The organism is Streptomyces sp. Ag109_O5-1, assembly GCF_003814875.1.
GTDB classification, from domain to species: Bacteria; Actinomycetota; Actinomycetes; order Streptomycetales; family Streptomycetaceae; genus Streptomyces; species Streptomyces sasae.
Genome location: NZ_RKQF01000001.1, coordinates 3,993,749 through 4,015,891, shown reverse-complemented (window position 1 = coordinate 4,015,891; position 22,143 = coordinate 3,993,749). Strand labels below are relative to the sequence as shown.

19 protein-coding genes and 1 pseudogene are annotated in these 22,143 nt (G+C 71.9%); 15 read left to right on the top strand and 5 right to left on the bottom strand.

All coding sequences use genetic code 11. The features are described 5' to 3' along the window. Positions 1–167: 167 nt before the first annotated feature. The 6 genes from EDD90_RS18155 (at position 168) to EDD90_RS18130 (ending at position 6,510) form a co-directional block, all read left to right on the top strand. A complete protein-coding gene (locus EDD90_RS18155; RefSeq protein ID WP_123974024.1) occupies positions 168–1,406 on the top strand; it encodes an Ig-like domain-containing protein in 1,239 nt (412 codons plus the stop codon). 154 nt (positions 1,407–1,560) lie between these two features. Then, positions 1,561–2,790, top strand: a complete 1,230-nt coding sequence (locus EDD90_RS18150; protein ID WP_260327917.1) for an Ig-like domain-containing protein — start codon at positions 1,561–1,563, stop codon at positions 2,788–2,790. A 114-nt stretch (positions 2,791–2,904) separates the two neighbouring features. Then, positions 2,905–3,672, top strand: a complete 768-nt coding sequence (locus tag EDD90_RS18145) for an enoyl-CoA hydratase/isomerase family protein (RefSeq protein WP_123974022.1) — start codon at positions 2,905–2,907, stop codon at positions 3,670–3,672. 289 nt (positions 3,673–3,961) lie between these two features. Next, positions 3,962–4,465, top strand: a complete 504-nt coding sequence (locus EDD90_RS18140; RefSeq protein ID WP_123974021.1) for an ATP-binding protein — start codon at positions 3,962–3,964, stop codon at positions 4,463–4,465. Between the two features lie 90 nt (positions 4,466–4,555). After that, positions 4,556–5,320: a polysaccharide deacetylase family protein gene (locus EDD90_RS18135; protein WP_123974020.1), complete on the top strand. Its 765-nt coding sequence runs from the start codon at positions 4,556–4,558 to the stop codon at positions 5,318–5,320. Beyond that, a complete protein-coding gene (locus EDD90_RS18130; RefSeq protein WP_123974019.1) occupies positions 5,320–6,510 on the top strand; it encodes a YncE family protein in 1,191 nt (396 codons plus the stop codon). The genes EDD90_RS18135 and EDD90_RS18130 overlap by 1 nt, the downstream gene beginning before the upstream one ends. Here EDD90_RS18130 and EDD90_RS18125 read toward each other — a convergent pair. Then, positions 6,477–7,196 carry a GNAT family N-acetyltransferase gene (locus EDD90_RS18125; protein WP_123974018.1) on the bottom strand — a complete coding sequence of 240 codons (720 nt, stop codon included), beginning with the start codon at positions 7,194–7,196 and terminating at the stop codon, positions 6,477–6,479. The genes EDD90_RS18130 and EDD90_RS18125 overlap by 34 nt on opposite strands. Between EDD90_RS18125 and EDD90_RS18120 the strand changes: the two genes are divergently transcribed. After that, entirely contained in the window at positions 7,195–8,109 is a 915-nt protein-coding gene (locus tag EDD90_RS18120) for a MerR family transcriptional regulator (RefSeq protein WP_123974017.1), read from the top strand. The genes EDD90_RS18125 and EDD90_RS18120 overlap by 2 nt on opposite strands. 59 nt (positions 8,110–8,168) lie before the next feature. Continuing rightward, positions 8,169–8,381, top strand: coding sequence for an EF-hand domain-containing protein (locus EDD90_RS18115; protein ID WP_123974016.1), 213 nt, complete (start codon positions 8,169–8,171; stop codon positions 8,379–8,381). Between the two features lie 58 nt (positions 8,382–8,439). Here EDD90_RS18115 and EDD90_RS18110 read toward each other — a convergent pair. Further along, a pseudogene (locus EDD90_RS18110) lies at positions 8,440–8,757 on the bottom strand (ATP-binding cassette domain-containing protein); the annotation flags it as partial. Further along, the gene (locus EDD90_RS18105) at positions 8,754–10,445 is read right to left on the bottom strand and encodes a 2-isopropylmalate synthase (protein WP_123974015.1); all 1,692 of its coding nucleotides are present in this window, start codon (positions 10,443–10,445) and stop codon (positions 8,754–8,756) included. The gene EDD90_RS18105 and the pseudogene EDD90_RS18110, both read right to left, overlap by 4 nt. 210 nt (positions 10,446–10,655) lie before the next feature. Here EDD90_RS18105 and EDD90_RS18100 point away from each other — a divergent pair, with 210 nt between their 5' ends. Next, complete coding sequence (locus EDD90_RS18100; protein ID WP_123974014.1) at positions 10,656–11,333, top strand: FadR/GntR family transcriptional regulator; 678 nt, start codon at positions 10,656–10,658, stop codon at positions 11,331–11,333. On the opposite strand, the gene EDD90_RS18095 is transcribed toward EDD90_RS18100, so the two are convergent. Next, positions 11,330–12,253 (bottom strand): AraC family transcriptional regulator, encoded by a 924-nt coding sequence (locus EDD90_RS18095; protein ID WP_123974013.1) that lies wholly within the window; start codon positions 12,251–12,253, stop codon positions 11,330–11,332. The two genes, EDD90_RS18100 and EDD90_RS18095, sit on opposite strands and share 4 nt — an antisense overlap. A gap of 101 nt (positions 12,254–12,354) precedes the next feature. Here EDD90_RS18095 and EDD90_RS18090 point away from each other — a divergent pair, with 101 nt between their 5' ends. Both EDD90_RS18090 and EDD90_RS18085 read left to right on the top strand, forming a co-directional pair. Next, a complete protein-coding gene (locus tag EDD90_RS18090) occupies positions 12,355–13,356 on the top strand; it encodes a zinc-dependent alcohol dehydrogenase family protein (protein WP_123974012.1) in 1,002 nt (333 codons plus the stop codon). A 114-nt stretch (positions 13,357–13,470) separates the two neighbouring features. After that, positions 13,471–14,133, top strand: a complete 663-nt coding sequence (locus EDD90_RS18085) for an NADPH-dependent F420 reductase (RefSeq protein ID WP_123974011.1) — start codon at positions 13,471–13,473, stop codon at positions 14,131–14,133. Positions 14,134–14,257: 124 nt separating this feature from the next. On the opposite strand, the gene EDD90_RS18080 is transcribed toward EDD90_RS18085, so the two are convergent. Then, on the bottom strand, positions 14,258–16,150 hold the full coding sequence (locus EDD90_RS18080) for a beta-N-acetylglucosaminidase domain-containing protein (RefSeq protein WP_185149136.1): 1,893 nt from the start codon (positions 16,148–16,150) through the stop codon (positions 14,258–14,260). Between the two features lie 271 nt (positions 16,151–16,421). On the opposite strand from EDD90_RS18080, the gene EDD90_RS18075 reads away from it, so the two are divergent. Genes EDD90_RS18075 through EDD90_RS18055 form a run of 4 tightly spaced genes read left to right on the top strand, consistent with a single transcriptional unit; the run spans position 16,422 to position 22,142 of the window. Continuing rightward, positions 16,422–17,288, top strand: coding sequence for a hypothetical protein (locus tag EDD90_RS18075; RefSeq protein WP_123974009.1), 867 nt, complete (start codon positions 16,422–16,424; stop codon positions 17,286–17,288). Beyond that, positions 17,285–19,621 carry a hypothetical protein gene (locus EDD90_RS18065; RefSeq protein ID WP_185149135.1) on the top strand — a complete coding sequence of 779 codons (2,337 nt, stop codon included), beginning with the start codon at positions 17,285–17,287 and terminating at the stop codon, positions 19,619–19,621. The genes EDD90_RS18075 and EDD90_RS18065 overlap by 4 nt, the downstream gene beginning before the upstream one ends. Next, positions 19,618–21,420 (top strand): hypothetical protein, encoded by a 1,803-nt coding sequence (locus tag EDD90_RS18060; protein ID WP_123974007.1) that lies wholly within the window; start codon positions 19,618–19,620, stop codon positions 21,418–21,420. Before EDD90_RS18065 ends, EDD90_RS18060 begins: the two co-directional genes overlap by 4 nt. A 41-nt stretch (positions 21,421–21,461) precedes the next feature. After that, the gene (locus tag EDD90_RS18055; RefSeq protein ID WP_123974006.1) at positions 21,462–22,142 is read left to right on the top strand and encodes a hypothetical protein; all 681 of its coding nucleotides are present in this window, start codon (positions 21,462–21,464) and stop codon (positions 22,140–22,142) included. The last annotated feature ends 1 nt before the right edge of the window (position 22,143 follow it).

Below are 22,143 nucleotides of genomic sequence, written 5' to 3'. Positions count from 1 at the left end.
CCCGGACTCCCGGTCCCGGGCACGGTCGGCGGCTCGCTACGGACACGCCCGCGGCGGCTCTCCCACGGGCGCGGCGGCTCCCCAGCTCGTCGTCCTTCCCTCTGTTCTGCCCAGCGTCGGCGTCGCACTCACGTTTCCCCGGGGCATGCACGATCGTTGAGCCGCACGTGAGGCATGTACAAGGGCGCGCACGGCGCGCGGGGGCCGCACTGGCGGCGGTACTGACATGGGCGGCGCTGCTCGCGGGAGCCGCCGGCTGCTCCTCGGGCGGCACGGACGGGTTCGGCATCGACCACGTCCTCGGGGGCCCGCCCCGTGCGGCCCCCGAGGACGTCATCCGCATCTCCCCGGACGACGGCGCCGAGGCCGTACGGCAGGACCAACCGCTGACGGTACGGGTGCCCAGCGGCCGTCTGGAGTCCGTCACCGTCGTCCGGTCCCAGGACGCCCAGGACACCGCGGTGCCCGGGCACATCGCCCCGGGCGGCACGACCTGGCGGCCCGACGACCCGAAACTCGCGCTGGCCGCCAAGTACACGGTCGACGTGGTCGCGCTCGACGCCCACGGCCGCCGCTCGGCCCGCCACACCACCTTCACCACGCTCATCCCCGGGGAGCGCTTCATCGGGTACGTCACCCCGGAGAACCGCGCCACCGTCGGCACCGGGATGATCGTCTCCCTCGCCTTCAGCCGCGAGATCGAGAACCGCGCGGCCGTCGAAAGCGCCGTCCACGTCACCGCCAAGCCCGCGGTCGACATCCGCCCGCACTGGTTCGGCAAGAACCGCCTCGACTTCCGCCCCGAGCACTACTGGCAGCCCGGCACGGTCGTCACCGTCGACCTCGGACTCCGCGACGTCGAGGGCGCCCGCGGCGCCTACGGCCTCCAGTACAAGACGTTCACCTTCACCATCGGCCGCAGCCAGGTCTCGCTCGTCGACGCGGCCAAGCACACGATGGAGGTCCGCCGCGACGGCGCGCTGCTCGCCACCGTGCCGATCACCGCGGGCGCGCCCGCGCACACCACCTACAACGGCAAGATGGTGGTGATGGAGATGCACGAGGTCACCCGTATGAACAGCCAGACGGTCGGCTTCGGAGGCGAGTACGACATCCCCGACGTCCCGCACGCCCTCAAACTCACCGACTCCGGCACCTTCCTGCACGGCAACTACTGGGCGCCGGACGCGCCCGGACGCGAGAACGTCAGCCACGGCTGCGTGGGCCTGCGCGATGTGAAGGGCGGCAGCTCGGACACGCCCGCGGGCTGGTTCTACGACCGCAGCCTGGTCGGCGACGTCGTCGAGGTCGTCAACAGCAACGACAAAATGGTCGCTCCCGACAATGGCCTCGGAGGGTGGAACATGGGGTGGAAGGAGTGGAAGGCGGGCAGCGCGGTCAAGTAGTCAGGTAGGGGACCGGCTTGGCGGGGCGGAAGTTGCGACCCAACGGTGACATTCGCCAAACGCCAAGCTCAAAACCCTGCGGTTACTATGCGCCAATGCGCGCGGTGGGGCGCGCCGGGGTGGGCCTGACCAGGCCCTGGGAGGGGAGAACGACTTGAACGTGCGGCCGATATCGGGGGCGTCGGTTCGGACTCGGGGGAAGGGCGGCCTGGCGCTCATAGCCGGCGTCCTTCTCATGGCCGCCACCGCGTGCGGGGGCGGCTCCTCCGACAAGGGGGCCGGGGACGGCAAGGAGAAGGACTCCACGACGCAGGCGAGCAAGCAGTCCGTCGCCACGGTCAGCATCAGCCCCAAGTCGGGCGCGACCGGGGTGGACACCAGCGGGACCCTCAAGGTCACCGCGGCCAAGGGCAAGCTGACCGATGTCGAGGTCAAGGACGCCAAGGGCAACAAGGTCGACGGGGCGATCGCGGCGGACGGCGCCGGCTGGACGCCGTCGACGCACCTGGCCAACTCCACGAAGTACACGGTCCACGCGGTGGCCAAGGACGCGGCGGGCCGCGAGGCGGCCGAGGACTCGACGTTCACCACCCTCACCCCGAAGAACACGTTCCTCGGCTACTTCACGCCGGAGGACGGTTCCACGGTCGGGGTCGGCATGCCGTTCTCCGTCAACTTCAGCCGGGGCATCACCGACCCGGCCGCCGTCGAGAAGGCGATCACCATCAAGACCGAGCCGGCGGTCGACGTCCAGGGCCACTGGTTCGGCAACGACCGGCTCGACTTCCGCCCGGAGAACTACTGGAAGTCCGGTACGAAGGTCTCCGTCACCCTCAACCTCGACGGCGTCGAGGGCCGCAGCGGGGTGTACGGCAAGCAGTCCAAGACCGTGAAGTTCACGATCGGCCGCAACCAGGTGTCGATCGTCGACGCCAAGAAGCACACGATGAAGGTCATGCAGGACGGCAAGGTCGTGAAGACCCTCAAGGTCACGACCGGCAAGCCGGGCTATGACACGTGGAACGGCCAGATGGTCATCAGCGAGAAGCTGCGGGTGACCCGGATGAACGGCGAGACGGTCGGCTACGGCGGCGAGTACGACATCAAGGACGTGCCGGACGCGATGCGTCTGACGACGTCCGGGACGTTCCTGCACGGCAACTACTGGGGCGGGGACGCGTTCGGCAACTACAACGCGAGCCACGGTTGCGTGGGGCTGCGGGACATCCGGGGCGGGGGCGACCGGAGTCTGCCGGCGGCCTGGGTCTTCGACCACTCGATCATCGGGGACGTGGTGGTCGTGAAGAACTCGAACGACCGGACCGTTTCGCCTGACAATGGGCTCAACGGGTGGAACATGTCCTGGAAGGAATGGACTGCGTAGTTCCTCGGCTGCGGGTGCGTGGGGGCTGCTCGCGCCCACGCGGCGGTAGCCGCACATCGCTACCGCCCCGCGCCCCTTACGGGGCGCTGCTGAACCGGCGTTAACCTGCTGGGCATGACTGTAACCCTCGAAGTCGCCGAAGGCGTGGGCACGCTGAGGCTGGACCGGCCGCCCATGAACGCGCTCGACGTAGCCACCCAGGATCGGATCAAGGAGCTGGCGGAAGAGGCCGGCCGCCGTGAGGATGTCCGAGCCGTCGTCATCTATGGCGGTGAGAAGGTCTTCGCGGCGGGGGCCGACATCAAGGAAATGCAGAACATGGACCACACGGCCATGATTCTGCGGGCCCGCGCGCTCCAGGACTCCTTCACCGCCGTCGCCCGGATCCCCAAGCCGGTCGTCGCCGCCATCACCGGGTATGCGCTTGGCGGTGGTTGCGAGCTGGCCCTCTGCGCCGACTACCGCATCGCCGCCGACAACGCCAAGCTCGGGCAGCCCGAGATCCTGCTCGGGCTCATCCCGGGGGCGGGCGGCACCCAGCGGTTGCCCCGCCTGGTCGGCCCTTCCAAGGCCAAGGACCTGATCTTCACCGGGCGTATGGTCAAGGCGGACGAGGCGCTCGCCATCGGCCTCGTCGATCGTGTCGTGCCCGCCGCCGACGTCCACACCGAGGCGCACGCCTGGGCCGCCAGGCTCGCCCAGGGGCCCGCGATCGCGCTGCGGGCCGCCAAGGAGGCGATCGACACCGGCGTCGAGACCGACCTGGAGACCGGGCTCGCCGTCGAACGGAACTGGTTCGCCGGGCTGTTCGCGACCGAGGACCGTGAGCGTGGTATGCGCAGCTTCGTCGAGGAAGGGCCGGGCAAGGCCAAGTTCCTGTGATCTTCCCCCTGTTGTGAATGCCCCGAACCACTTGCAGTTGACGTGATGTCTGATTCCGGGTCCCTCGATGGGGCGGTTTATGGGAGCCTTAAGGCAACCTTAAGTACGCCTTGTCGAGGGGGTCTGGCGATTGCCCGGGGACGGGGTGTCGTCGCAGGTCGGGCAGGCTTTGAGCGCCTCCGAAATGCCTTCGGCATATGCCGACCGACTGTCGCCGGGTGGAGGCTTTCGAGGGGAGTATTCCTCCGGAACGGCCCCGGAGGGCGCTCGGGGCGGCCATGATGGGGGCATGGCGGGGCTGGAGGGCATCGAACAGCCGCGGGGACACAGCCGTGCGGCCGCGGCGCGCTGGTCGCCTGCGGTCGAGGACGAGCGGGCACTCAAGGCGATCGAACTGTTCGGCAACCCGACGGAGGCGGAGGTTCCGCTGCCGTCCCGCCCCGAGTCCGCGGCGACGGCCCGCCGGCTCGCCCAGGTTGTCGTCCTCCGCCAGTGGAGACTGGGCCCCAAGATGACCGAGGACGCGGTCTTACTCGTCTCGGAACTGGTGGGGAACGCGGTGCGGCACACGGGGGCCCGGGTGTTCGGTCTGCGGATGCGCCGCCGGCCCGGCTGGATCAGGATCGAGGTCCGGGACCCGTCCCGGGGGCTGCCCTGTCTGATGCCGGTTCAGGACACGGACATCAGTGGTCGGGGGCTGTTCCTGGTGGACAAGCTGTCGGACCGGTGGGGGGTCGACCTCCTCCCGCGAGGCAAGACGACATGGTTCGAGATGCGGGTCGCCGACCGGTAGGAACCGTGCGACCGGTCCTCGTCGGCCCGCACCGTGCAAAAATAACCCTTATCAGGTCAATCGCCCATTTTCTTACCTGCCCCCTTTTAAATGGTGCAGGTGACCCCCACCAACCGACGCGACGTCCTCCGCGCAGGCGCCGCCCTTGCTGCCGGAGGCGCACTCACCACCGGTTGCGGCAACACCGGTACGGCCACTGCGGCACCGCCCGCCACAACCCCCGCATCGGCGTCGGCTTCAGCTGCCCCCAAGCCGCTCCCCGCACAGATCACACACGGTCCCCGCACCCGCCCCCAGGTGGCCCTCACCTTCCACGGCCAGGGCGACCCCGCCCTGGCCACCCAACTCCTCACCACGGCCGAGAAACACGGCGCCCGTCTCACCGTCCTGGCCGTGGGCACCTGGCTCGACACGTACCCGGCCATGGCCCGCCGTGTCCTCGACGGCGGTCACGACCTCGGCAACCACACCCAGCGGCACATCTCCATCAACGCCATGTCGGAGACCGACGCCCGCAGGGAGATCGCCGACTGCGCGAAGAGCCTCAGACGCCTCACCGGCTCGATCGGCCGGTGGTTCCGCCCGTCCAGGGCCCCGACCGCGACGCCGCTCGTCGTCCGGCTCGCCGCCGACGTCGGCTACCCGCACGTGCTGTCGTACGACGTCGACTCGCTCGACTACACCCGGCCCGGCGCCACGGCCATCACCCGCAAGGTGCTCGCGGAGGCCACCGGCGGCTCGGTGGTGAGCATGCACTTCGGATACCCGGACACGGTCGCCGCCCTCCCCGCCGTACTCCAAGAACTCGACCGCCGCGGACTGCGTGCGGTCACCACCACGGAGCTGCTGAGCTGATGCGAACCACGAAAGCCGTCCGGCTGCCGGCCGCCGCTGCCGCCCTCGCCGCCCTGGCACTGCTCTCCGCGTGCAGCGGCGGATCCGGGCAGCCCGACGAACAGGCCGCGCACAGCAGCGCTCCTCCGCAGGCGCAGGCGCAGGCGAACCAGGTCGTCGACGGGCTGCCGGGCATGCCCCCCGTCCTCGACCCGCACGACGTGTACGCCGCTGACCGGCCCAACAACCTGTCACCGGTCGTCAAGGGCTTCCCGTCCCTGGTCTACGTCCCCAACACCAACTCCGACACCGTCTCGGTCATCGACCCCAAGACCTACCGGGTGATCAGGACCGTCCGGGTCGGCCGGCAGCCGCAGCACGTGGTGCCGTCCTGGGACATGAAGACCCTCTGGGTCAACAACGACCTGGGCAACAGCCTCACCCCCATCGACCCGAAGACCGGCCGGGTCGGCAAGCCGGTCGCCGTGCACGACCCGTACAACCTGTACTTCACCCCCGACGGCAAGTACGCGATCGTGATGGCCTCCCAGGACCGCGCGCTGGTGTTCCGGGACGCGCACACCATGAAGACGGTCAAGTCCCTCCCGGTCACCTGCTACGGCGTCAACCACGCCGACTTCTCGCTCGACGGCCGGTACTTCATCGTGTCCTGCGAGTTCAGCGGTGAGGTGCTCAAGGTGGACACCGAGAAGATGGAGGTGCTCCGGCAGGAGAAACTGCCGTTCCACGGCGCGATGCCGCAGGACGTGAAGATGTCGCCCGACGGCAAGCTGTTCTACATCGCCGACATGATGGCCGACGGGCTGTGGATCCTGGACGGCGACCGCTTCACCAAGCCGACCCTCCTGCACACCGGCAAGGGCGCCCACGGGCTCTACGTCAGCCGGGACTCACGCGTGATGTACATCTCCAACCGCGGCGAGGGCACGATCTCCGTCTTCGACTTCGCCCAGCACCGGCTGACGGACAAGTGGCGGCTGCCCGGCGGCGGCAGCCCGGACATGGGCGGGGTCTCGGCGGACGGCAAGGTGCTGTGGCTGTCCGGCCGCTACAACTCCGAGGTGTACGCCATCGACACCGGCACCGGCAGGGAACTGGCCCGCATCCACGTCGGCAGCGGCCCGCACGGACTCGCCGTCTACCCGCAGCCGGGCCGCTATTCGCTGGGGCACACGGGCGTCTTCCGCTGAGTCTCAGACTTCAGCAGCAGCGCCTCGGCGCCGACCGCCACATAGCCGGCCGCCTGGAACGCCCGTACGCTGCGGGCGTTCCCCGGGGCGACCTGCGCCCACAGGGGTTCCCCGGCGAGGTGCCGGGCGGCGGTCACCAGCGCCCGGCCCAGCCCCCGCTGCCGTACCCCCTCGTCCACCTCCACCGAGACCTCCAGACGTCCCGCGACGCCCCGGCCGAGCACCACCACCCCGCCGTCCGCCGCCCAGGCGCGCACCTCGTCGCGGCGGTTTCGGGCGTAGGCGACCCGGGAGTGGTCGGGGCCGGTGAGTTCCGTCAGCGGCAGGTCCGGGCGGCCGGGCAGCGGGCCGGCGACCAGCAGCATGTCGATCGTCTCCTGCTCCCGGCCCGTGCGGTCCATCAGGGCGGTGAGGAAGCGCGAGTTCATCGACGCGGCCAGCGGGTCGCTCGGGGTCGCGCGCAGGGTGTCGTACACCCACTCCGGGTCCTCGTCGACGAAGACCACCGAGTGCGCGGTGAAGGAGAGGACCCCGGCGTCCCGGGGGGACGGCTGCGGTACGACGGTCGTACGGCCGTCGGGCGGCGGGAAGACGCCACGGGCCGCCGCGTCGAGAATGTCCCGCAGTGTCTCTGCCACCGTGCTCCTTGAGTCTCCACCCACTGGAAGGCCCACACTCGCAGACATGATCGACGACGGCACCGGACTTTTCACCATCGGAGAGCTGGCGAAGGCCACCGGGCTGACCGTGCGCACCATCCGCTACTGGTCCGACGAGGGCGTGCTCACCCCGGTGACCCGCTCCGCCGGCGGCTACCGGCTCTACGACGCCGAGTCCTTCGCGCGCCTTGAGCTGATCCGCACCCTGCGCGAGCTGGGGCTCGGCCTGGGGCATGTGCGCGAGGTGCTGGCCGGCGAGCGGACCGTGGCGGAGGTCGCGGCGGCGCATGTGGCGGCGCTGGACGCGCAGATCCGCTCCCTGAAGGTGACCCGGGCGGTGCTGTCGACCGTGGCACGACGCGGTTCGAGTGCGGAGGAGACGACCCTGATGAACAGACTGGCACGGCTGTCGGCGGCCGAGCGGAGGCGGATCGTCGAGGACTTCACAACGGAGATCTTCGAAGGGCTGGACACGGCCGACCCCGACATCCGCACCCGCCTCCGCTTCGCGGTCGCGGAGTTGCCCGACGACCCCACACCCGAGCAGGTGGACGCCTGGGTGGAGCTCGCCGAGATGATCCAGGACCCGGAGTTCCGGGCGCTGATGCGGAAGATGGTCGAGTTCAACGCGGCGGACCGGGGACCCGATGTCCCCGCGGGCACTTCTCTCTGGTTCATGAGCCGCCTGGTGCAGACCGGGGGCGAGGCCCTGCGCCGGGGGCTGGCTCCCGAGGACCCCGAGGCCGAGCGGATTCTGCGCGAGCTGCTGGGCGACGCCGACCGGGCCGCCGTACTGGAGCGGTTGACCGCGGCGACGAATGCGCGGGTCGCCCGTTACCGCGAGCTGTCGGCCGCGGTGAGCGGCCTCGGCCCGCAGGCGACCTACGAGCAGGAGTTCGCCTGGGTGGTCGCCGCACTGGAGCTTCGCGTGGACCGTTAACCTGACCTGCGACAGTACGTCTGCATGACAGTAGAAGCACGGATAAAAGGGGCGGATCGGTGGCGGACATCGACGAGGCACGCGAGCATTTCCAGCGGATCGACGCGGACGGTGACGGTTTCATCACCGCCGCCGAGTTCAAGTCCGCTCTCGCGCAGGGGGGCGACTGGAACGTCACCGAGACGGTCGCCCAGGCGATCATCAACAGCCGCGACCTGAACGGCGACAAGGTTCTGTCGTTCGACGAGTTCTGGGCCCACCTGACCAAGTGAGCCGAGAGGGAGGGGGCGCCCGGCCGTCGAGCCGCGGGCGCCCCCTCTCTCATGCCCCGGATTCCCATGCCCCGGTCAGGACGACGTCCCGGACCCGCAGCGGTTCGGTCAGCGGGTGGCGGGGGTCGACATGACCCACCCGGGTCCGCAGTTCGCGCAGGTCGACGCGGCCCAGCCGGCTGCCGAGGACCTCCACGGTCCCCCGCGTCGGATGGGACAGGGCCCCGAGCAGACCGAGCAGGGTGGACTTGCCGGCGCCGTTGGCCCCGAGCAGCGCCCAGTGCTCGCCGGCCCGGACGGTCAGCGACACTTCCTGGAGGATCGGCCGTCCGTCGCGCACCACGTGCACATCGTCCACGCACAGTACGACGCTCATCGCACCGCCGCCCGGTTCACCGCGGACAGCACCGCGCCCACCGAGGCGGCCAGCGACGAGGAGCCCTCGGCTGCGCCCCAGACCGCCGTCGTCCCCGCCACCCGGCACTCGGCGAAGGCATACGCCCCGCTCGCGGTGACCTCCAGGATCTCCGTGACGTACCCGGCGCCGGTCAGTGCGTCCGCGAACGCGGTCAGCGGGCCGGGGCCCGTGCCCTCGTGGTCGCCAGTACGGTCGTCCGTGCGCAGGGTGCCGACGAAGCGGTGCCGGCCCGGCGCCTCCTCGTGGACCGCCCAGGAGTCCAGCCGGACCTCGCCGTCGGCCAGGTAGGCGGCGCGGAAGAGGTCGTACAGCTCCTTCGGCGTGGCCTCCCGGCCGCTCCCGTCCGTCACCTCCTGGACGAGGCGCGCGAATCCGGGACGCATCCGCTCCGGCAGGTCGATGCCATGGTGGGTGCGCAGGAGGTACGCCGAACCGCCCTTGCCGGACTGGGAGTTGACGCGGATCACGGCTTCGTAGGTCCGTCCCAGGTCGGCCGGGTCGACCGGCAGGTAGGGGACGGACCAGGGCGCCCGGGACTCGGGAACCCCCAACTCCTCCGCGTTGCGGGCGTGTTCTTCGAAACCTTTGCTGATCGCGTCCTGGTGGGTGCCGGAGAACGCGGTGTGGACGAGGTCACCGGCGTACGGGTGGCGGGGGTGCACCGGCAGCCGGTTGCACACCTCGACCGTCTCCCGGACCGCGTCGATATCGCCGAAGTCGACCATCGGGTCCACCCCTTGGGCGAACAGGTTGAGCGCAAGGGTGACCAGGTCGACGTTGCCGGTGCGCTCGCCGTTGCCGAAGAGACAGCCCTCCACCCGCTGTGCGCCGGCCAGGACGGCGAGTTCGGCGCAGGCGACACCGGTGCCGCGGTCGTTGTGCGGATGGACGGAGAGGATCACCGAGTCGCGGCGGGCGAGATTGCGGTGGGCGTACTCGATCTGGTCGGCGTAGACGTTCGGGGTGGCGATCTCCACGGTCGCCGGGAGGTTGTGGGTGACCGGGCGGTCCGGGCTCGCGTCCCACAACTCGGTCAGCCCGTCGCAGAGTTCGAGGACGAAGTCGGGTTCGGTGAGGTTGTAGGTCTCCGGGGAGAACTGGAAGCGGACACCGGGCGCGTCCCCGGCCCGGCGCGCCAACTGCTCGGCCGCCTCGCGCACGGTCCGCCACACCTCGGCCCGGTCCCGGCGCAGCACCACGTCCCGCCACACGGGCGAGGTGGCGATGTAGAGATGGACGACGGCCCGGGGCAGCCCCTCGATCGCATCGAAGGTCCGGTCGATCAGGTCCGGGCGGGCCGGGGTGAAGACCACCGGGGTCACGTCGTCCGGGACGGCTCCGCCCGTCACCAGGTGCCGTACGAAGTCGAAGTCCGTCCGGGAGGCGGACGGATAGCCGACCTCGATCTCCTTGAAGCCCGTCCGGACCAGCAGATCGAAGAAGCGGCGCTTGCGCGGGGTGTCCATCGGCTCGGCTAGCGCCTGGTTGCCGTCGCGCAGGTCGACCGGCACCCACAGCGGGGCGCGCTCGATCCGGGCGGCTGGCCAGGCCCGGTCCGTCACGGTCACGTCCACACGGTCCTGGAAGGGACGGTAACGGTGGTACGGCATCGGACTGGGGCGCTGCGGGTTCCACAGGAAGGTCATCGGTGCTGCTGCCTCTCGGCTCGTCGGTCGGACGGTGACCGGCAGCACGGCGACCCGCGGCGGGGGTGCCGGTCGCGTCAGGCCCCGCCGCGGCAGCCGAGAAGAAGACCGCGGAACGTCATGGCCGGTACGGTAGTCACTCCTCAGGTCCTCAGACAAGTGACAATTGCTGTGAACCGCGTCGGTCCGCAGAGGAGTTGGTGACACCGCATGGCCCTCGGTCCCGTCCGCCCGAGCCCCCTGGTCGAACAGGCCGCCGCCCGGCTGCGCGCGCAGATCACCGGCGGCGCCTGGACCGTCGGCACCCGGCTGCCCGGCGAGACGACCCTGGCGAAGGAGCTCGGCGTGGGCCGCTCCACGGTCCGCGAGGCACTGCGCGCGCTCGCCGGCGCCGGGCTGGTGCGGCCCCGGCAGGGCTCGGGTGTCTTCGTCATCGCCACCGAGGCCGCCCAGGACTGGCCGACGCGGCTGCGCCGGGCCGCGGTCACCGATGTCTACGAGGTCCGGATGGCGGTGGAGGTGCACGCGGCCCGGCTCGCCGCGGAGCGTCGTACCGCGGAGGACATGACGGCGATCGAGGAGGCGCTGGCGGGCCGCCGCGCGGCGGGCGACGCGGACGACCCCGCCTTCGTCGACGCCGACATCGCCTTCCACGCGGCGGTGGTCGCGGCGGCGCACAACCCCGTCCTCGCCGACCTGTTCACCGAGTTCACCCCGGTGCTCCGCGAGGGCCTCATCGAACTGCTGACCCTGACCGGCCTGCGCACGACCGACCCCGACACCGGGGACCGGGCCCACGAAGCGCTCGTACGGGCGGTGGCGGCCGGGGACGCGGAGGCCGCGGCGGACATACTGCGGGCGGAGCTGACGGATCCGTTCGCGGGCTAGCCGACAGCTCTGCGGTACTGGCCGGGTGCCACGCCGTACTCCCGCTTGAAGGCCTTGGCGAAGGCGAACTCAGAGGTGTAGCCGGTGCGTTCGGCCACCTGCCGGAGCGGGAGGGTGTCCTCGCGCAGCAGCCGCCCCGCCGTGGTCATCCGCCACCAGGTCAGATACGCGAGCGGCGGCTCGCCCACGAGCGTGGTGAAGCGGCGCGCGAAGGCCGCCCGGGACAGGCCGCCCCGCGCGCCCAGTTCCGCCACCGTCCAGGGCTGTGCCGGGTCGCCGTGGATGGCGCGCAGCGCCGCCGAGACCGCGGGGTCGGCGAGCGCGGCCGCCCAGCCGCTGCCGTGGGCGCCGTCGGCGACCCGCTCCCGCTGCCACCAGGCCCGCAGGAGATAGAGCAGCAGGGTGTCGAGCAGCGAGGTGACGATCGCGTCCGCGCCCGGCTGCCGGTCCTCCAGCTCCATCCCGAGCAGCTCCACCGCGGCCCGCAGCGAGCGGTGGGCGCCCACCCGGGCGGGCAGATGGACGACCTCCGGCAGCTCCGACAGCAGCCGGTGGGCGCGGGAGCGGTCCAATTGGTACGCGCCGCACAGCAGTACCGTGTCCGGCTCCGACTCCCGCTGCGGGCGCGGTGGTTCGGGCCAGCGGCCGTCCGGTCCCGGGCGTACGTCCTGCAGCGGTACGTCCGGTCCGCTGGCCAGTGCGTGGCCGTGCCCGTGGGCCAGGAACACCACGTCCCCAGGGCTCAGCGCGATCGGCTCGCCCGTCGCCGGGAGCAGCCAGGCCGACCCGCGCAGCACCACATGGAAGCCTGCGCCCTCCGAGGCCGCGAACCGCATCCCCCACGGCGCGTGCTTGTCCCGGCGGGAGGAGTGCGGCCGCCCGGTGCGCATCGCGGCGACCGCGTCGCTCAGTACGTCCATGCTCGTACGGTAGCGGTACGTGTACCGGGCGAGACGGACGGACAGGAAAGCGAGACAGGAGGACATGGATCGTCTCGTGGCCGCCGCCTACCGTCGATGGCATGCCGAACACCGCACGTACTGTGCTCTTTCATGAAATCGGTGGACCCGACGTCCTGACCGTCGAGGACGTGCCCGTCCCGGAGCCCGGCCCCGGTCAGGTCGCCGTACGCGTCGAGGCGCTGGGTCTGAACCGCGCGGAGGCCCTGTTCCGCGCGGGCACCTACTACTACCAGCCGTCCCTGCCCGGCTCCCGGCTCGGCTACGAGGCCGCCGGGGTCGTCGAGGCGGTCGGCGAGGGCGTCACCGAGGTCGCTGTCGGCGATCCCGTGATGACCGGTCCCGGCATCGAGATGAGCGCGCGGGGCGTCTACGCGGAGCGGGTGGTGCTGCCCGAGACCTCGGTCGTCCGCCGCCCCGCCTCAGTGGACGCGGTCACCGGCGCCGCGGCCTGGCTGACGTACACGACGGCGTACGGCGGGCTGCTGGAGACCGCGGGGCTGCGGCCCGGCGACCATGTCCTGATCACCGGGGCGTCCAGCGGTGTCGGCACCGCCGCGATCCAGGTGGCCCGCCGCATCGGCGCGATTCCGCTCGCCACCACCCGTACCGAGGCCAAGCGGCGGCAGCTGCTGGAGCTGGGCGCGGCGGAGGTGATCGTCACCGGGGACTCGACGGCGGAGGCCGTGGCAAAGGAGGTCAGGCGGCTCACCGGCGGCACGGGCGCCGAGGTGATGTTCGACGCGATCGGCGGCCCCGGCTTCCGTCCGCTCGCGGAGGGGCTCGCTCCCGGCGGGTCCGTGGTGGTCTACGGCTGGCTGGACAGCCGGCCCGCCGAGATCCCCTGGAACTGGCCCTTCACGATCCACACATACGCCAACGGGACCCTCACCTCGACGCCCGGGGGTCGCCGTCGCTCCACCGCCTTCCTCAACGCGGGTCTGTCCGACGGCGGCTTCCGTCCGGTCGTCGGCGAGGTGCTGGAGGGCCTGGACCGCATCCGGGACGCGCACCGTCTGATGGAGTCCAACGCCCACACGGGCAAGATCGTCGTACGGATCTGAGGTCCCGAACCGGTACGTCAGCCGATTGCCGCGGATGTGGAATAGGGCACGTGCACCCGGGGTTGTTGCCGCACAGCAGCGCATGCATGTGCAACGACTTTCGAGAGGCGTGTCATGAAGATCGGCATCATCGGCGCGGGCAACATCGGCGGCAACCTCACCCGGCGGCTCACCGCCCTCGGCCACGACGTGTCCGTGGCGAACTCGCGGGGCCCCGAGACGCTCGCCGCACTGGCCGAGGAGACGGGCGCGACGGCGGTACGGGCCGAGGAGGCGGCGCGGGGTGCGGAGGTCGTGGTCGTCACCGTCCCGCTGAAGGCGGTCCCGAACCTGCCGGCAGGCCTGCTGGACGGCGCGGCGCCGGACGTCGCGGTGATCGACACCGGCAACTACTACCCGCGGGAGCGGGACGGCCGGATCGCCGGGATCGAGGACGAGGGCATCACGGAGAGCCGCTGGACCGAGCGCCAGATCGGCCACGCCGTGATCAAGGCCTTCAACGGCACCTACGCCCAGGACATCCTCGACCGCCACCACCCCGCCGGCGACCCCGACCGCCAGGCCGTCCCGGTCTCCGGCGACGACGAGGCGGCCAAGCGAGTCGTCCGCGCCCTGATCGACGAACTCGGCTTCGACACGGTCGACAACGGCGGCATCGACGACTCCTGGCGCCAGCAGCCGGGGACGCCGGTGTACGGCCTGCGGGGTGACGTCGAGGAGGTGCGCAAGGCCCTGGCGGAGGCGTCCGCGGAACGGCCGGAGAACTTCCGGGGATAACGACCGACAGCGGGGCGCCGACGGTTCGTTCCGAGGGCATGGCCCGGCCGGTCCGGCACCGCCGGGAACCGCCGCTGTGGCTGAGCGCCGTGGCGGCGGGACGGGGGTGCGCGGCGGTACGGGTCTACCCGCCCAGCACCCTTGCCACGAACGTGTCCAGTACCCCCGTTCCCACCTCGACCGTCCGTGTTCGGTCCTGCCAGTCCAGGACCGTGTGGGAGCGGGCTGCCGTGCGGTGGGATTCGACCTCGGCGCGGGTGGATCTGCCGGCGCGGAGGTCGAGGGCGGAGAGAGCCGCCTCCGCCCAGTCGTGGGTGGCCGACAACCACGGGGAGGCTGAGGTGCGGAGCGCGGACGGGACCGTCGTCCGGGCGTTCGCGAGGATCGTCAGGCGGGTGCGCAACGCGTCCTCGGCCTTCGGCCCGCCCTTCCAGTACGCCGTGATCAGCGCCGCCAGTTCCGGGGCCTGGGTCGTGTCCAGCCTCGACGCCCGGTTCACGTCGGCGAAGGCCCGCAGGGCGGCGAGGGCCGTCCCGTCGCCGTCGGCCAGTGCCGACAGACCCGCGTCCAGGGCCTCCGCCGGGCGGTACGCCGTGGGGTTCCAGGTGTACGCCGCCGTCGAGAAGAGCGACGGGTCGGAGGCCGCCGCCTGGTTCATCGGGTTGGCCAGGAGGCCCGCCACCGCGCCGGGGAGGGTGGTGTCACGGCCGGTGTAGGGGCCCAGCAGCAGGTTCGGCGCCGTGTAGTCGTTCACCGGGTAGTTGTCCCAGACCAGGATGCGGTGGTTGTAGAGGCGGGCCGCCTCCTGGGCCTGGGCCGTGCTGAGGGCGGGGGAGACCACCAGGGGGCCCGTCCACATCACCGTGACGTCCTTGTCCAACTCGGCCGCGAGGGTGGTCTTGTACGCGCTCGCGCGGGAGCCGTCGTACTCCGTGGGGACGGTGATCAGGGGAGCCGCGTCCGGGTGGGCGGACAGGAAGTCCCGGCGGACCCCGTTCAGCAGCGCCGCCTGCGCCCTGGCCACCGCCGCGCGGCCCGTGCCGTAGACCGTCGCGTCCCGCGCGCAGTTCCAGCGGTCGATCCCGATGTCGTCGAGGGGGATGGCGAAGGCCCGTACCCCGGCCTCGTCCCAGAGCTGGCGGAGCTTGGTGACGAGGGCCGCCCGGTCGCCCGCCGAGGAGTAGCAGACCGACTTGCCGGGGGAGAGGGCGTAGACGAAGGTCACGTGGTCCGCCGCGGCCCGGGCGGCCAGGGTGCGGATGCCGGTGAGCGTGTCCGTGGGGTACTCGTCGCGCCAGCGGTCGCGGAGGTAGGGGTCGTCCTTGGGCGTGTAGACGTACGTGTTGAGCTTCCAGCGGGCCGCGAAGTCGAGCTGGCCGAGGCGTTCGCGTTGCGTCCACGGTGTGCCGTAGAAGCCCTCGATGATGCCGCGGGTCGCGGTGGCCGGCCAGTCGCGGATGCGGACGGCGGGCAGGGCGGAGCGGGGGGACGGCGAGCCGACCGGGCGGATCAGCTGGGCCAGGGTCTGGGCCGCGTGGAAGGCGCCGTCCGCGCCGGAGGAGGACAGCGTCACGCGGGGGCCCGCCGAGGTCGTGGCCGCCGTGAGCGTGTAGCCCTCCGGCGGCAGGCCGGCCGCGGTGGTGACCACCGTCACCAGCAGTTCGCCCCGCCGCGGCGCGTCCCCGACCCGGACCTCCCGTGCGCCGCCCGCCCGCAACGCCCGGGTCACCGCGTCCAGCGTCGACGCGTCCGTACCCGCGTCGGCCCGTACCGCCACGCTCCGCCCGATCGGCACCGAGCCGTTCTCCCGGCGCACACTCCTCGGCGCGGGCCACAGGGCGGGCACACCGGTGTCGCTCTTCACGGAGGCGGATGCCGAGGGCGGAGTCAAAGTCGGTGCCGGCGCCGATTCCGACGAGGCGGGGCCGCCGCCCCCGCAGGAGCGGGTGAGCAGCACGACCACCAGCCCGAGCACGAAGCCCACCAGCAACTGCGGTGGGACGCGAAACCGTCGCAACCGGCTCCCCCTTCGAACCACTTCCGGCGCTCGACAGTCAAATTCCCTCTCACTCACAGAATATGACGGAACGACATTTTCCGTCCCGGGTGTTTCCGTGAACACGGACGGGGCATCGTACGCGTCTGTGTGACGTTATGTCGGAAACCTTGGCGAAGCCGTTGAGATCAGGGCACTGTGCGCCAGATGGCGTAGACACTGCCGGGAGCAGGTTCTATCCAGATATGCGCGGGGCGCACCACGGGTCCCGCGTCGGCACGGGAGGTCGCTCATGGTGGTTCCGGACGATCCGCTCAGCTATTGGATCGTGCTCCTCGACATCGAGGACTTCAGCCTGCGCCCGGAGACCACCCAGGCCACGCTGCACGAAGAGCTGTACCACGTGGTCGAGTTCGCGCTGGCCGGCGCCGGGCTCCCGCTCGACGAGGAGCTGACGCAGGACCGCGGGGACGGCATGCTGCTGTTACTGCCGCCGGACACCCGGCCGACCAGGCTGCTGCGCGAGCTGGTGCGCGGCATGGAGGACGCGCTGCTCCGGCACCGCGACACCTTCAACCACGAACACCGGATGCGGCTGCGCGTCGGCCTGAACCAGGGGCTGGTGATCCGCCGGGGCCAGCGCTGGACCGGCGCCGGCATCAACGACCTGGCCCGGCTGGTGGACGCGGGACCGGTCAAGCAGGTGCTCGCCCGCGCCGGGCGGGCCCGGATGGTGCTGGTCGTCTCCGACGAGCTCCACCGCAGGGTGGTACTGGGCCGCTACCCGGGGATCGACCCGGCGGCCTACCTGCCGGCCGACTTCGTCACCAAGCACGGCGAACCGTGCCGGGGCTGGGTCACCGTGCCCGGCTATCCGGCACCGCCCGGACTCCCCGCGGACTCGGGGGAACCGCCACGTGAGAGAGCGAGACCGGGGGACGCTCCCGGCACGGGCGGGTCCGCGGGGGCGGCAGGCGGCGGGACCGAACTGGGGAGCCCGGTTCCGTCGCCTGTGCCGTACCAGATAACGGACAGTCAGATAGCCGTCGGTGACGGTGCGATGGCCGTACGCGGGGACTTCATCGAGATCAAGGGCGACTACGTCAACGGTCGTAAGGTCGAGTACGGCGCCGACGGCACTCCCGAGGACGGCGCATGAGCACCCCTCCGGCGGCGGGGGCCGGAGGAGGGGGCGGCGCGGGGGCTCCCGCGGGCGCCGGGGGCGCAGGGGGAGGCGCTCCCGCGGGCGGCGGGCCCGCACCTGCCGGGTCCGCCGCCTCCGCCGGTGCCGCCGGTTCCGGTCCGGCCGGCTCCTCGGCCCCGGCCGGTGGCGGCGACGGCGGGGCGGGGCACGCGGCGCCGGGTGCCGGCCAGCCGGGGGCCGCCGCGCCTCCCGACAACAGCGTCGGTGCCGGCGGCAGCGCCAGTGAGGCCACCGGCCGGGCCGGCGCCGGCAGCCTGCGGGCCGGGCTGCTGCGCTCGGCCTGGGGACGCATCGGCGGCGACGTCTTCGACGGCGACAAGATCGTCATCAATGTGGGGGAGGACCGCAGGCTCGTCCTGCGCACCCTGCCCGCCCAGGCCGTGGAGACCGTACGGCACACCTTCCAGGCCCCGCCCCGCTGGGACGACGTCGTCGCCGACGCCTGGCAGCGCCGCTCGGTCGTGCTGCGCGGCCCGGCAGGCGCGGGCAAACACGCGGCCGCCGTACGGCTGTTGATAGCCGCCCAGGCCAAGCGCTTCTACCAGGTCGACTCGGTCGCCGAACTGACCCAGCTCAACGATCTGCGGCAACTCGGCAGCGGCGCCGGGTTGTTGGTGGACCGTCCGACGGACCTCGCCGAGCTGCGCGGACCCCAGCTCGACGGACTCGAAGACCTGTTGCTGCGTGCCGATGCCCATCTCGTGCTGATCGCCGGTCCGGAGACCGACCTCGGGCGCGGGGTCGGCGAGTACGTGCAGCGCATCGCCCGGCCCGACATCCTGGCCGACGTCCTGCGTGCCCACCTCTTCCACCGGCTCGGCGACGACGACGCCGAGGGCGCGCTCACCGCCGCCGGGATCGGTGACCTCGCCGAGGAACTCCTCGACGCGGCCGCCGCCTGCCGGGACGCGGCCCGGCTCGCCGAGGTGCTCGCGCACGAGCACGGCGGCGGCGCCATCGACCCCGAGCGGGTGCGCACCCGGATGGACCACACCGGCGGGGAGGGGCCCGAGGAGTGGTTCGAGGGGCTCGGCGAGACCGGGCTGCGCACCCAGGCGATCGCCCTCGCCGTACTCGGCGGGCTGCCCCAGGAGCATGTCGCCATGGGCGCGAGCGCGCTGCTCGACCGGTTCCGCAGCGACCGCGGCGTCCTCACCGCCAGTGTGGAGACCGGTCCGGTGCCGCTGCGCCAGGACCCGTTCAGCCAGTCCCGCCGGCTGCTCGCGGAGAAGCTGCGCGCCCGGACCGTGGCCACCCTCACCCTCGGCGACTTCGGCTGGCTGCCGTGCACCGTCGCCGAGTACCGCAACCCCGACTACCCGGCCCGGATCATCCGGCACGTGTGGTCCGAGTACCGCATCCAGAACGAACTCATCGGCTGGCTCGGCGGGTTGGTCGACCGGCGCTCGCAGCAGGTGCGCAGCTACGCCGGTACGGCGCTGGGGCTGATCGCCACCGAGTCCTTCGAGTACGTCGCCACCCAGGTCTTCCCGGACTGGGTGCGCGACGAGACCACCGGCTATCTGCGCCGCGAGGCCGTCGCCTACGCCCTGCGGGTCTGCCTGCGCCGCCCCGCGCTGCGGCCCGGGGTGCGCGGGCTGGTCGAGGGCTGGTACATGAGCACCGACTGGGAGTTCGAGGCGGCCGCCGCCCGCGCCTACGGCCTCTGCCTGGGCGGCACCGATCTGTCCGGGGCCGTGCTCGCGCTCACCCGGCTGGGCACCGTCGACCACATCCAGGTCGCCATCGAGATCGGCGACGCCTTCGCCGACCTCCTGGAGGAGGATGTCGACGCGCATGCGGCGGTGGTGCTGCGGGCCATCGCCGAGATGTCCCACGAGAGCGCCAGCCGCCCCTCCGGGCACCTGGTCTTCCTGATGCTCGCCAACCTCCTGGTCACCGACGAGCCGGGCACCGCCGGCGCCCGGCGCAGCCGCCCCACCCTGCTCCGGCTGGCCGCCGACGCCCCGCCCGGCCATGAACTGCGGCGCCTGCTCGGCTACCTGTGGGCCGAGGTGATCAACGGCGAGCTGTTCGCCGACGAGGCCGGCGGGGTGCTGGAGGCCTGGGCCGCCCGCGCCGAGGCCGACCCTCAGCTCCTGGACGACATGGTCCGGGTCCTCGTCGAGGACGTCGCCACCCGCAGTCCCCGGGCCGCGCTGCTCCTGGAGCGCTACGCCCGCCACTGGACCGACCGCGACCGGTTCCGCCCGCTGCCCCGCACGGCGGCGGTGCTCGGCGCCGCCCTGAAGGCAGCCGCATCCACTCAGTCAGGAGGTGCCCGGTGAGTGAGCAGGTCTCGTTGATCGCCGAGCGGAAACCCGTGCCGCGCATGGCGGTCGGCCCCACCAAGGCCACCCAGCCGCACCTCGCGGTCGTCTACGCCACCGCGGCCGGCGAGGTCGAGTGCTTCGACGGCCGCCCGATGACCCCGTCCCAGCAGGTCTTCTCCAAATACCGCACCCGCTACGAGGTCGACCTGCGGCCCCGGCAGCGCAGCGCCGTGCTCGGCCGCAACCCGCTGGTCTCCCGGGACGGTGTGCACGCCTTCGAGGTCCGGGTCGACTTCTGCTTCCGCATCGACGGCTTCGACGGCGCCAAGAACTGGGTGCGCTCCGGCATCGACGACGCCTTGCCCGTCGTCCACGGCTACCTCACCAGCCTCTTCCACGCGGCCGGGCAGCGGTTCGCGATCGAGGACTCCTTCGGCCTCCAGATGTTCCTCAACCAGAAGTGCGCCCAGCAGGTCCTGCTCGCCGAAGGCCTGATCATCTACGGCTGCCAGGTCACCGTCGCACCTGACGCCAGGTCCAAGGCCTACCTGGAGTCCCTGATCGAGGCCGGCCGGCGCGAGACGCTCGGTCAGGCCGAACACACGCCGAACATGGGAGCCGTCGTACGGCAGGGGCAACTCGACTCCAAGCAGCAGGAATTGCAGATGGAGGCCGCGGCCCGGCAGGCCAAGGCCCTGGAGGGCACCCGGATCGACAGCGAGGGCCTGATCCGCCAGTACCTCAACACCCACCCCGAGGACGCGGCCGGCGCCTTCGAGATGCTGCGCAAGCTGGAGGAGGCCCGCTTCGCCACCGCCGAGCTGCAGAACCAGCGTGCGCTCGCCCTGTTCCAGGCGATGGCCGACAAGAACCTGGTCCAGGCCGGCGACCTGGAGGTGATGCGGCAGCTGCTGACCGACGTGGTCGGCCGGGCCGCGGGGGCGGGCCAGCTGCCCGCCGCCGGCACACCCCAGCTGCCCGGCGCCCGCCCCTGGGACGCGCCCACCGCCCAGCTCCCCTCGGCCGCCGCCTCCGGCCCCACCCAGACCCAGTCCCACCTCCAACCGCCGTACCAGGAGCCTCCGTACCCGCAGCCGCCGTCCCCGCCGTACGCCCCGGCCTACACGCCCACCCAGGTCACCCCGGTCGCCCGGCCGGCCTACGCGGCGCTGATCTACCTCGTCCTCGACGAGTCCGCGCCCGACTGCATCGAGGAGCTCAACCGCGGCCTGAGCGACCTGCACGCGGCCCTCGCCGCCGCCGCGGACGTGTCGGCGGGCATCCGGCTCTCCGTGCTGGGCATGGCCGCCACCACCGAACCCCGGCTCCAGCTGGAGACGGTGACCACCGCCACCCGCACCCCGATCCTCACCGGCCGCCAAGGGCTGTCGTACGGCCATGCCTTCCAGCAGCTGCGGACCGTCGTCGCCCAGGACGTCGGCGTCGTCAAGGCGCAGGGCGCCCAAGTGCTGCGCCCGATCGTGTACTTCGTCACCGGCGGGGCGCCCGACGAGACCGACGACTGGCGTGCCGCGCACCGGGCTCTCACCGACGCCACCGGCAACCCGGCCGCGCCGCACGTCATCGCGCTCGGCGTCGGCCGCGCGCACACCTTCGCGGTGCGGGCCGTGGCCACCCGGCCCGAGTTCGGGTTCATGGCCCCGCCGCACCAGGACGCCGTCTCCGCCGCACACAGCTGCGCGGTGTTCCTGCGCGACAGCGTCGTCGGCTACGGCCGCCGGATCGCCGCGGGCGACCCGCAGTTCTCGGTCAACCCGCCCGACGGCTTCCGGCGCGCCGAGGACGCCTACTGACCCGACCCACAGCTCCCCAACTCGCCAGAAACGGAAAGACGATGGTGGAAAGCAACCGGGGGCACTTGCTCCCCATCTACGTCCTCGCCGACGAGTCCGGCTCCATGATCGAGCACATCGACGACCTCAACGACGGCCTGCGCTCACTGCACCAGGCACTCCTCGGCGAGCCCATGGCCGCCGCCAAGGTGCGCTTCTCGGTGCTCGGCTTCTCCGACGACGTGGTCGAGCGTGTCCACCTCGTCGACCTGCGCAGCGCGGGGGAGTTCCCCGAACTGCGCACCCGGGGCATGACCAGCTACCTGGCCGCCTTCGAGGACCTGATCAACCGCATACCGAACGACGTGGCCGACCTCAAGCGGGAGGGCTACCAGGTGCACCGGCCCGCCGTGTTCTTCCTCAGCGACGGGCTGCCCAACCGCGGCGAGGACTGGCAGGACGCCCACCGCAGACTCACCGACCGCCAAGTCACCCACGGCGCGCCCAACATCATCGCCTGCGGGATCGTGGACGCCGACGCGCAGACCATCAACCAGGTCGCCACCGAGCCGCAGTTCGGGTTCGTCGCCAACAAGGGCGTCGACGTCGGCGGGGCCATCGCCAAGTTCTGCACCGCGCTCACCAAGAGCGTGATCTCCTCTGGCCGTTCGCTCGGCTCCGCCTCCCCGCAGCTCGTGGTGGACAAGCCGGAAGGCTTCACCGTAGCGATCGACGTGATCTGAG

Coding starts and splice junctions, on each gene's coding strand:
- EDD90_RS18100 (WP_123974014.1), top strand. CDS start 10,656: ATGGCCCTCGGTCCCGTCCGCCCGAGCCCCCTGGTCGAACAGGCCGCC.
- EDD90_RS18055 (WP_123974006.1), top strand. CDS start 21,462: ATGGTGGAAAGCAACCGGGGGCACTTGCTCCCCATCTACGTCCTCGCC.
- EDD90_RS18130 (WP_123974019.1), top strand. CDS start 5,320: ATGCGAACCACGAAAGCCGTCCGGCTGCCGGCCGCCGCTGCCGCCCTC.
- EDD90_RS18065 (WP_185149135.1), top strand. CDS start 17,285: ATGAGCACCCCTCCGGCGGCGGGGGCCGGAGGAGGGGGCGGCGCGGGG.
- EDD90_RS18140 (WP_123974021.1), top strand. CDS start 3,962: ATGGCGGGGCTGGAGGGCATCGAACAGCCGCGGGGACACAGCCGTGCG.
- EDD90_RS18105 (WP_123974015.1), bottom strand. CDS start 10,445: ATGACCTTCCTGTGGAACCCGCAGCGCCCCAGTCCGATGCCGTACCAC.
- EDD90_RS18135 (WP_123974020.1), top strand. CDS start 4,556: ATGGTGCAGGTGACCCCCACCAACCGACGCGACGTCCTCCGCGCAGGC.
- EDD90_RS18090 (WP_123974012.1), top strand. CDS start 12,355: ATGCCGAACACCGCACGTACTGTGCTCTTTCATGAAATCGGTGGACCC.
- EDD90_RS18085 (WP_123974011.1), top strand. CDS start 13,471: ATGAAGATCGGCATCATCGGCGCGGGCAACATCGGCGGCAACCTCACC.
- EDD90_RS18120 (WP_123974017.1), top strand. CDS start 7,195: ATGATCGACGACGGCACCGGACTTTTCACCATCGGAGAGCTGGCGAAG.
- EDD90_RS18075 (WP_123974009.1), top strand. CDS start 16,422: ATGGTGGTTCCGGACGATCCGCTCAGCTATTGGATCGTGCTCCTCGAC.
- EDD90_RS18145 (WP_123974022.1), top strand. CDS start 2,905: ATGACTGTAACCCTCGAAGTCGCCGAAGGCGTGGGCACGCTGAGGCTG.
- EDD90_RS18125 (WP_123974018.1), bottom strand. CDS start 7,196: ATGTCTGCGAGTGTGGGCCTTCCAGTGGGTGGAGACTCAAGGAGCACG.
- EDD90_RS18095 (WP_123974013.1), bottom strand. CDS start 12,253: ATGGACGTACTGAGCGACGCGGTCGCCGCGATGCGCACCGGGCGGCCG.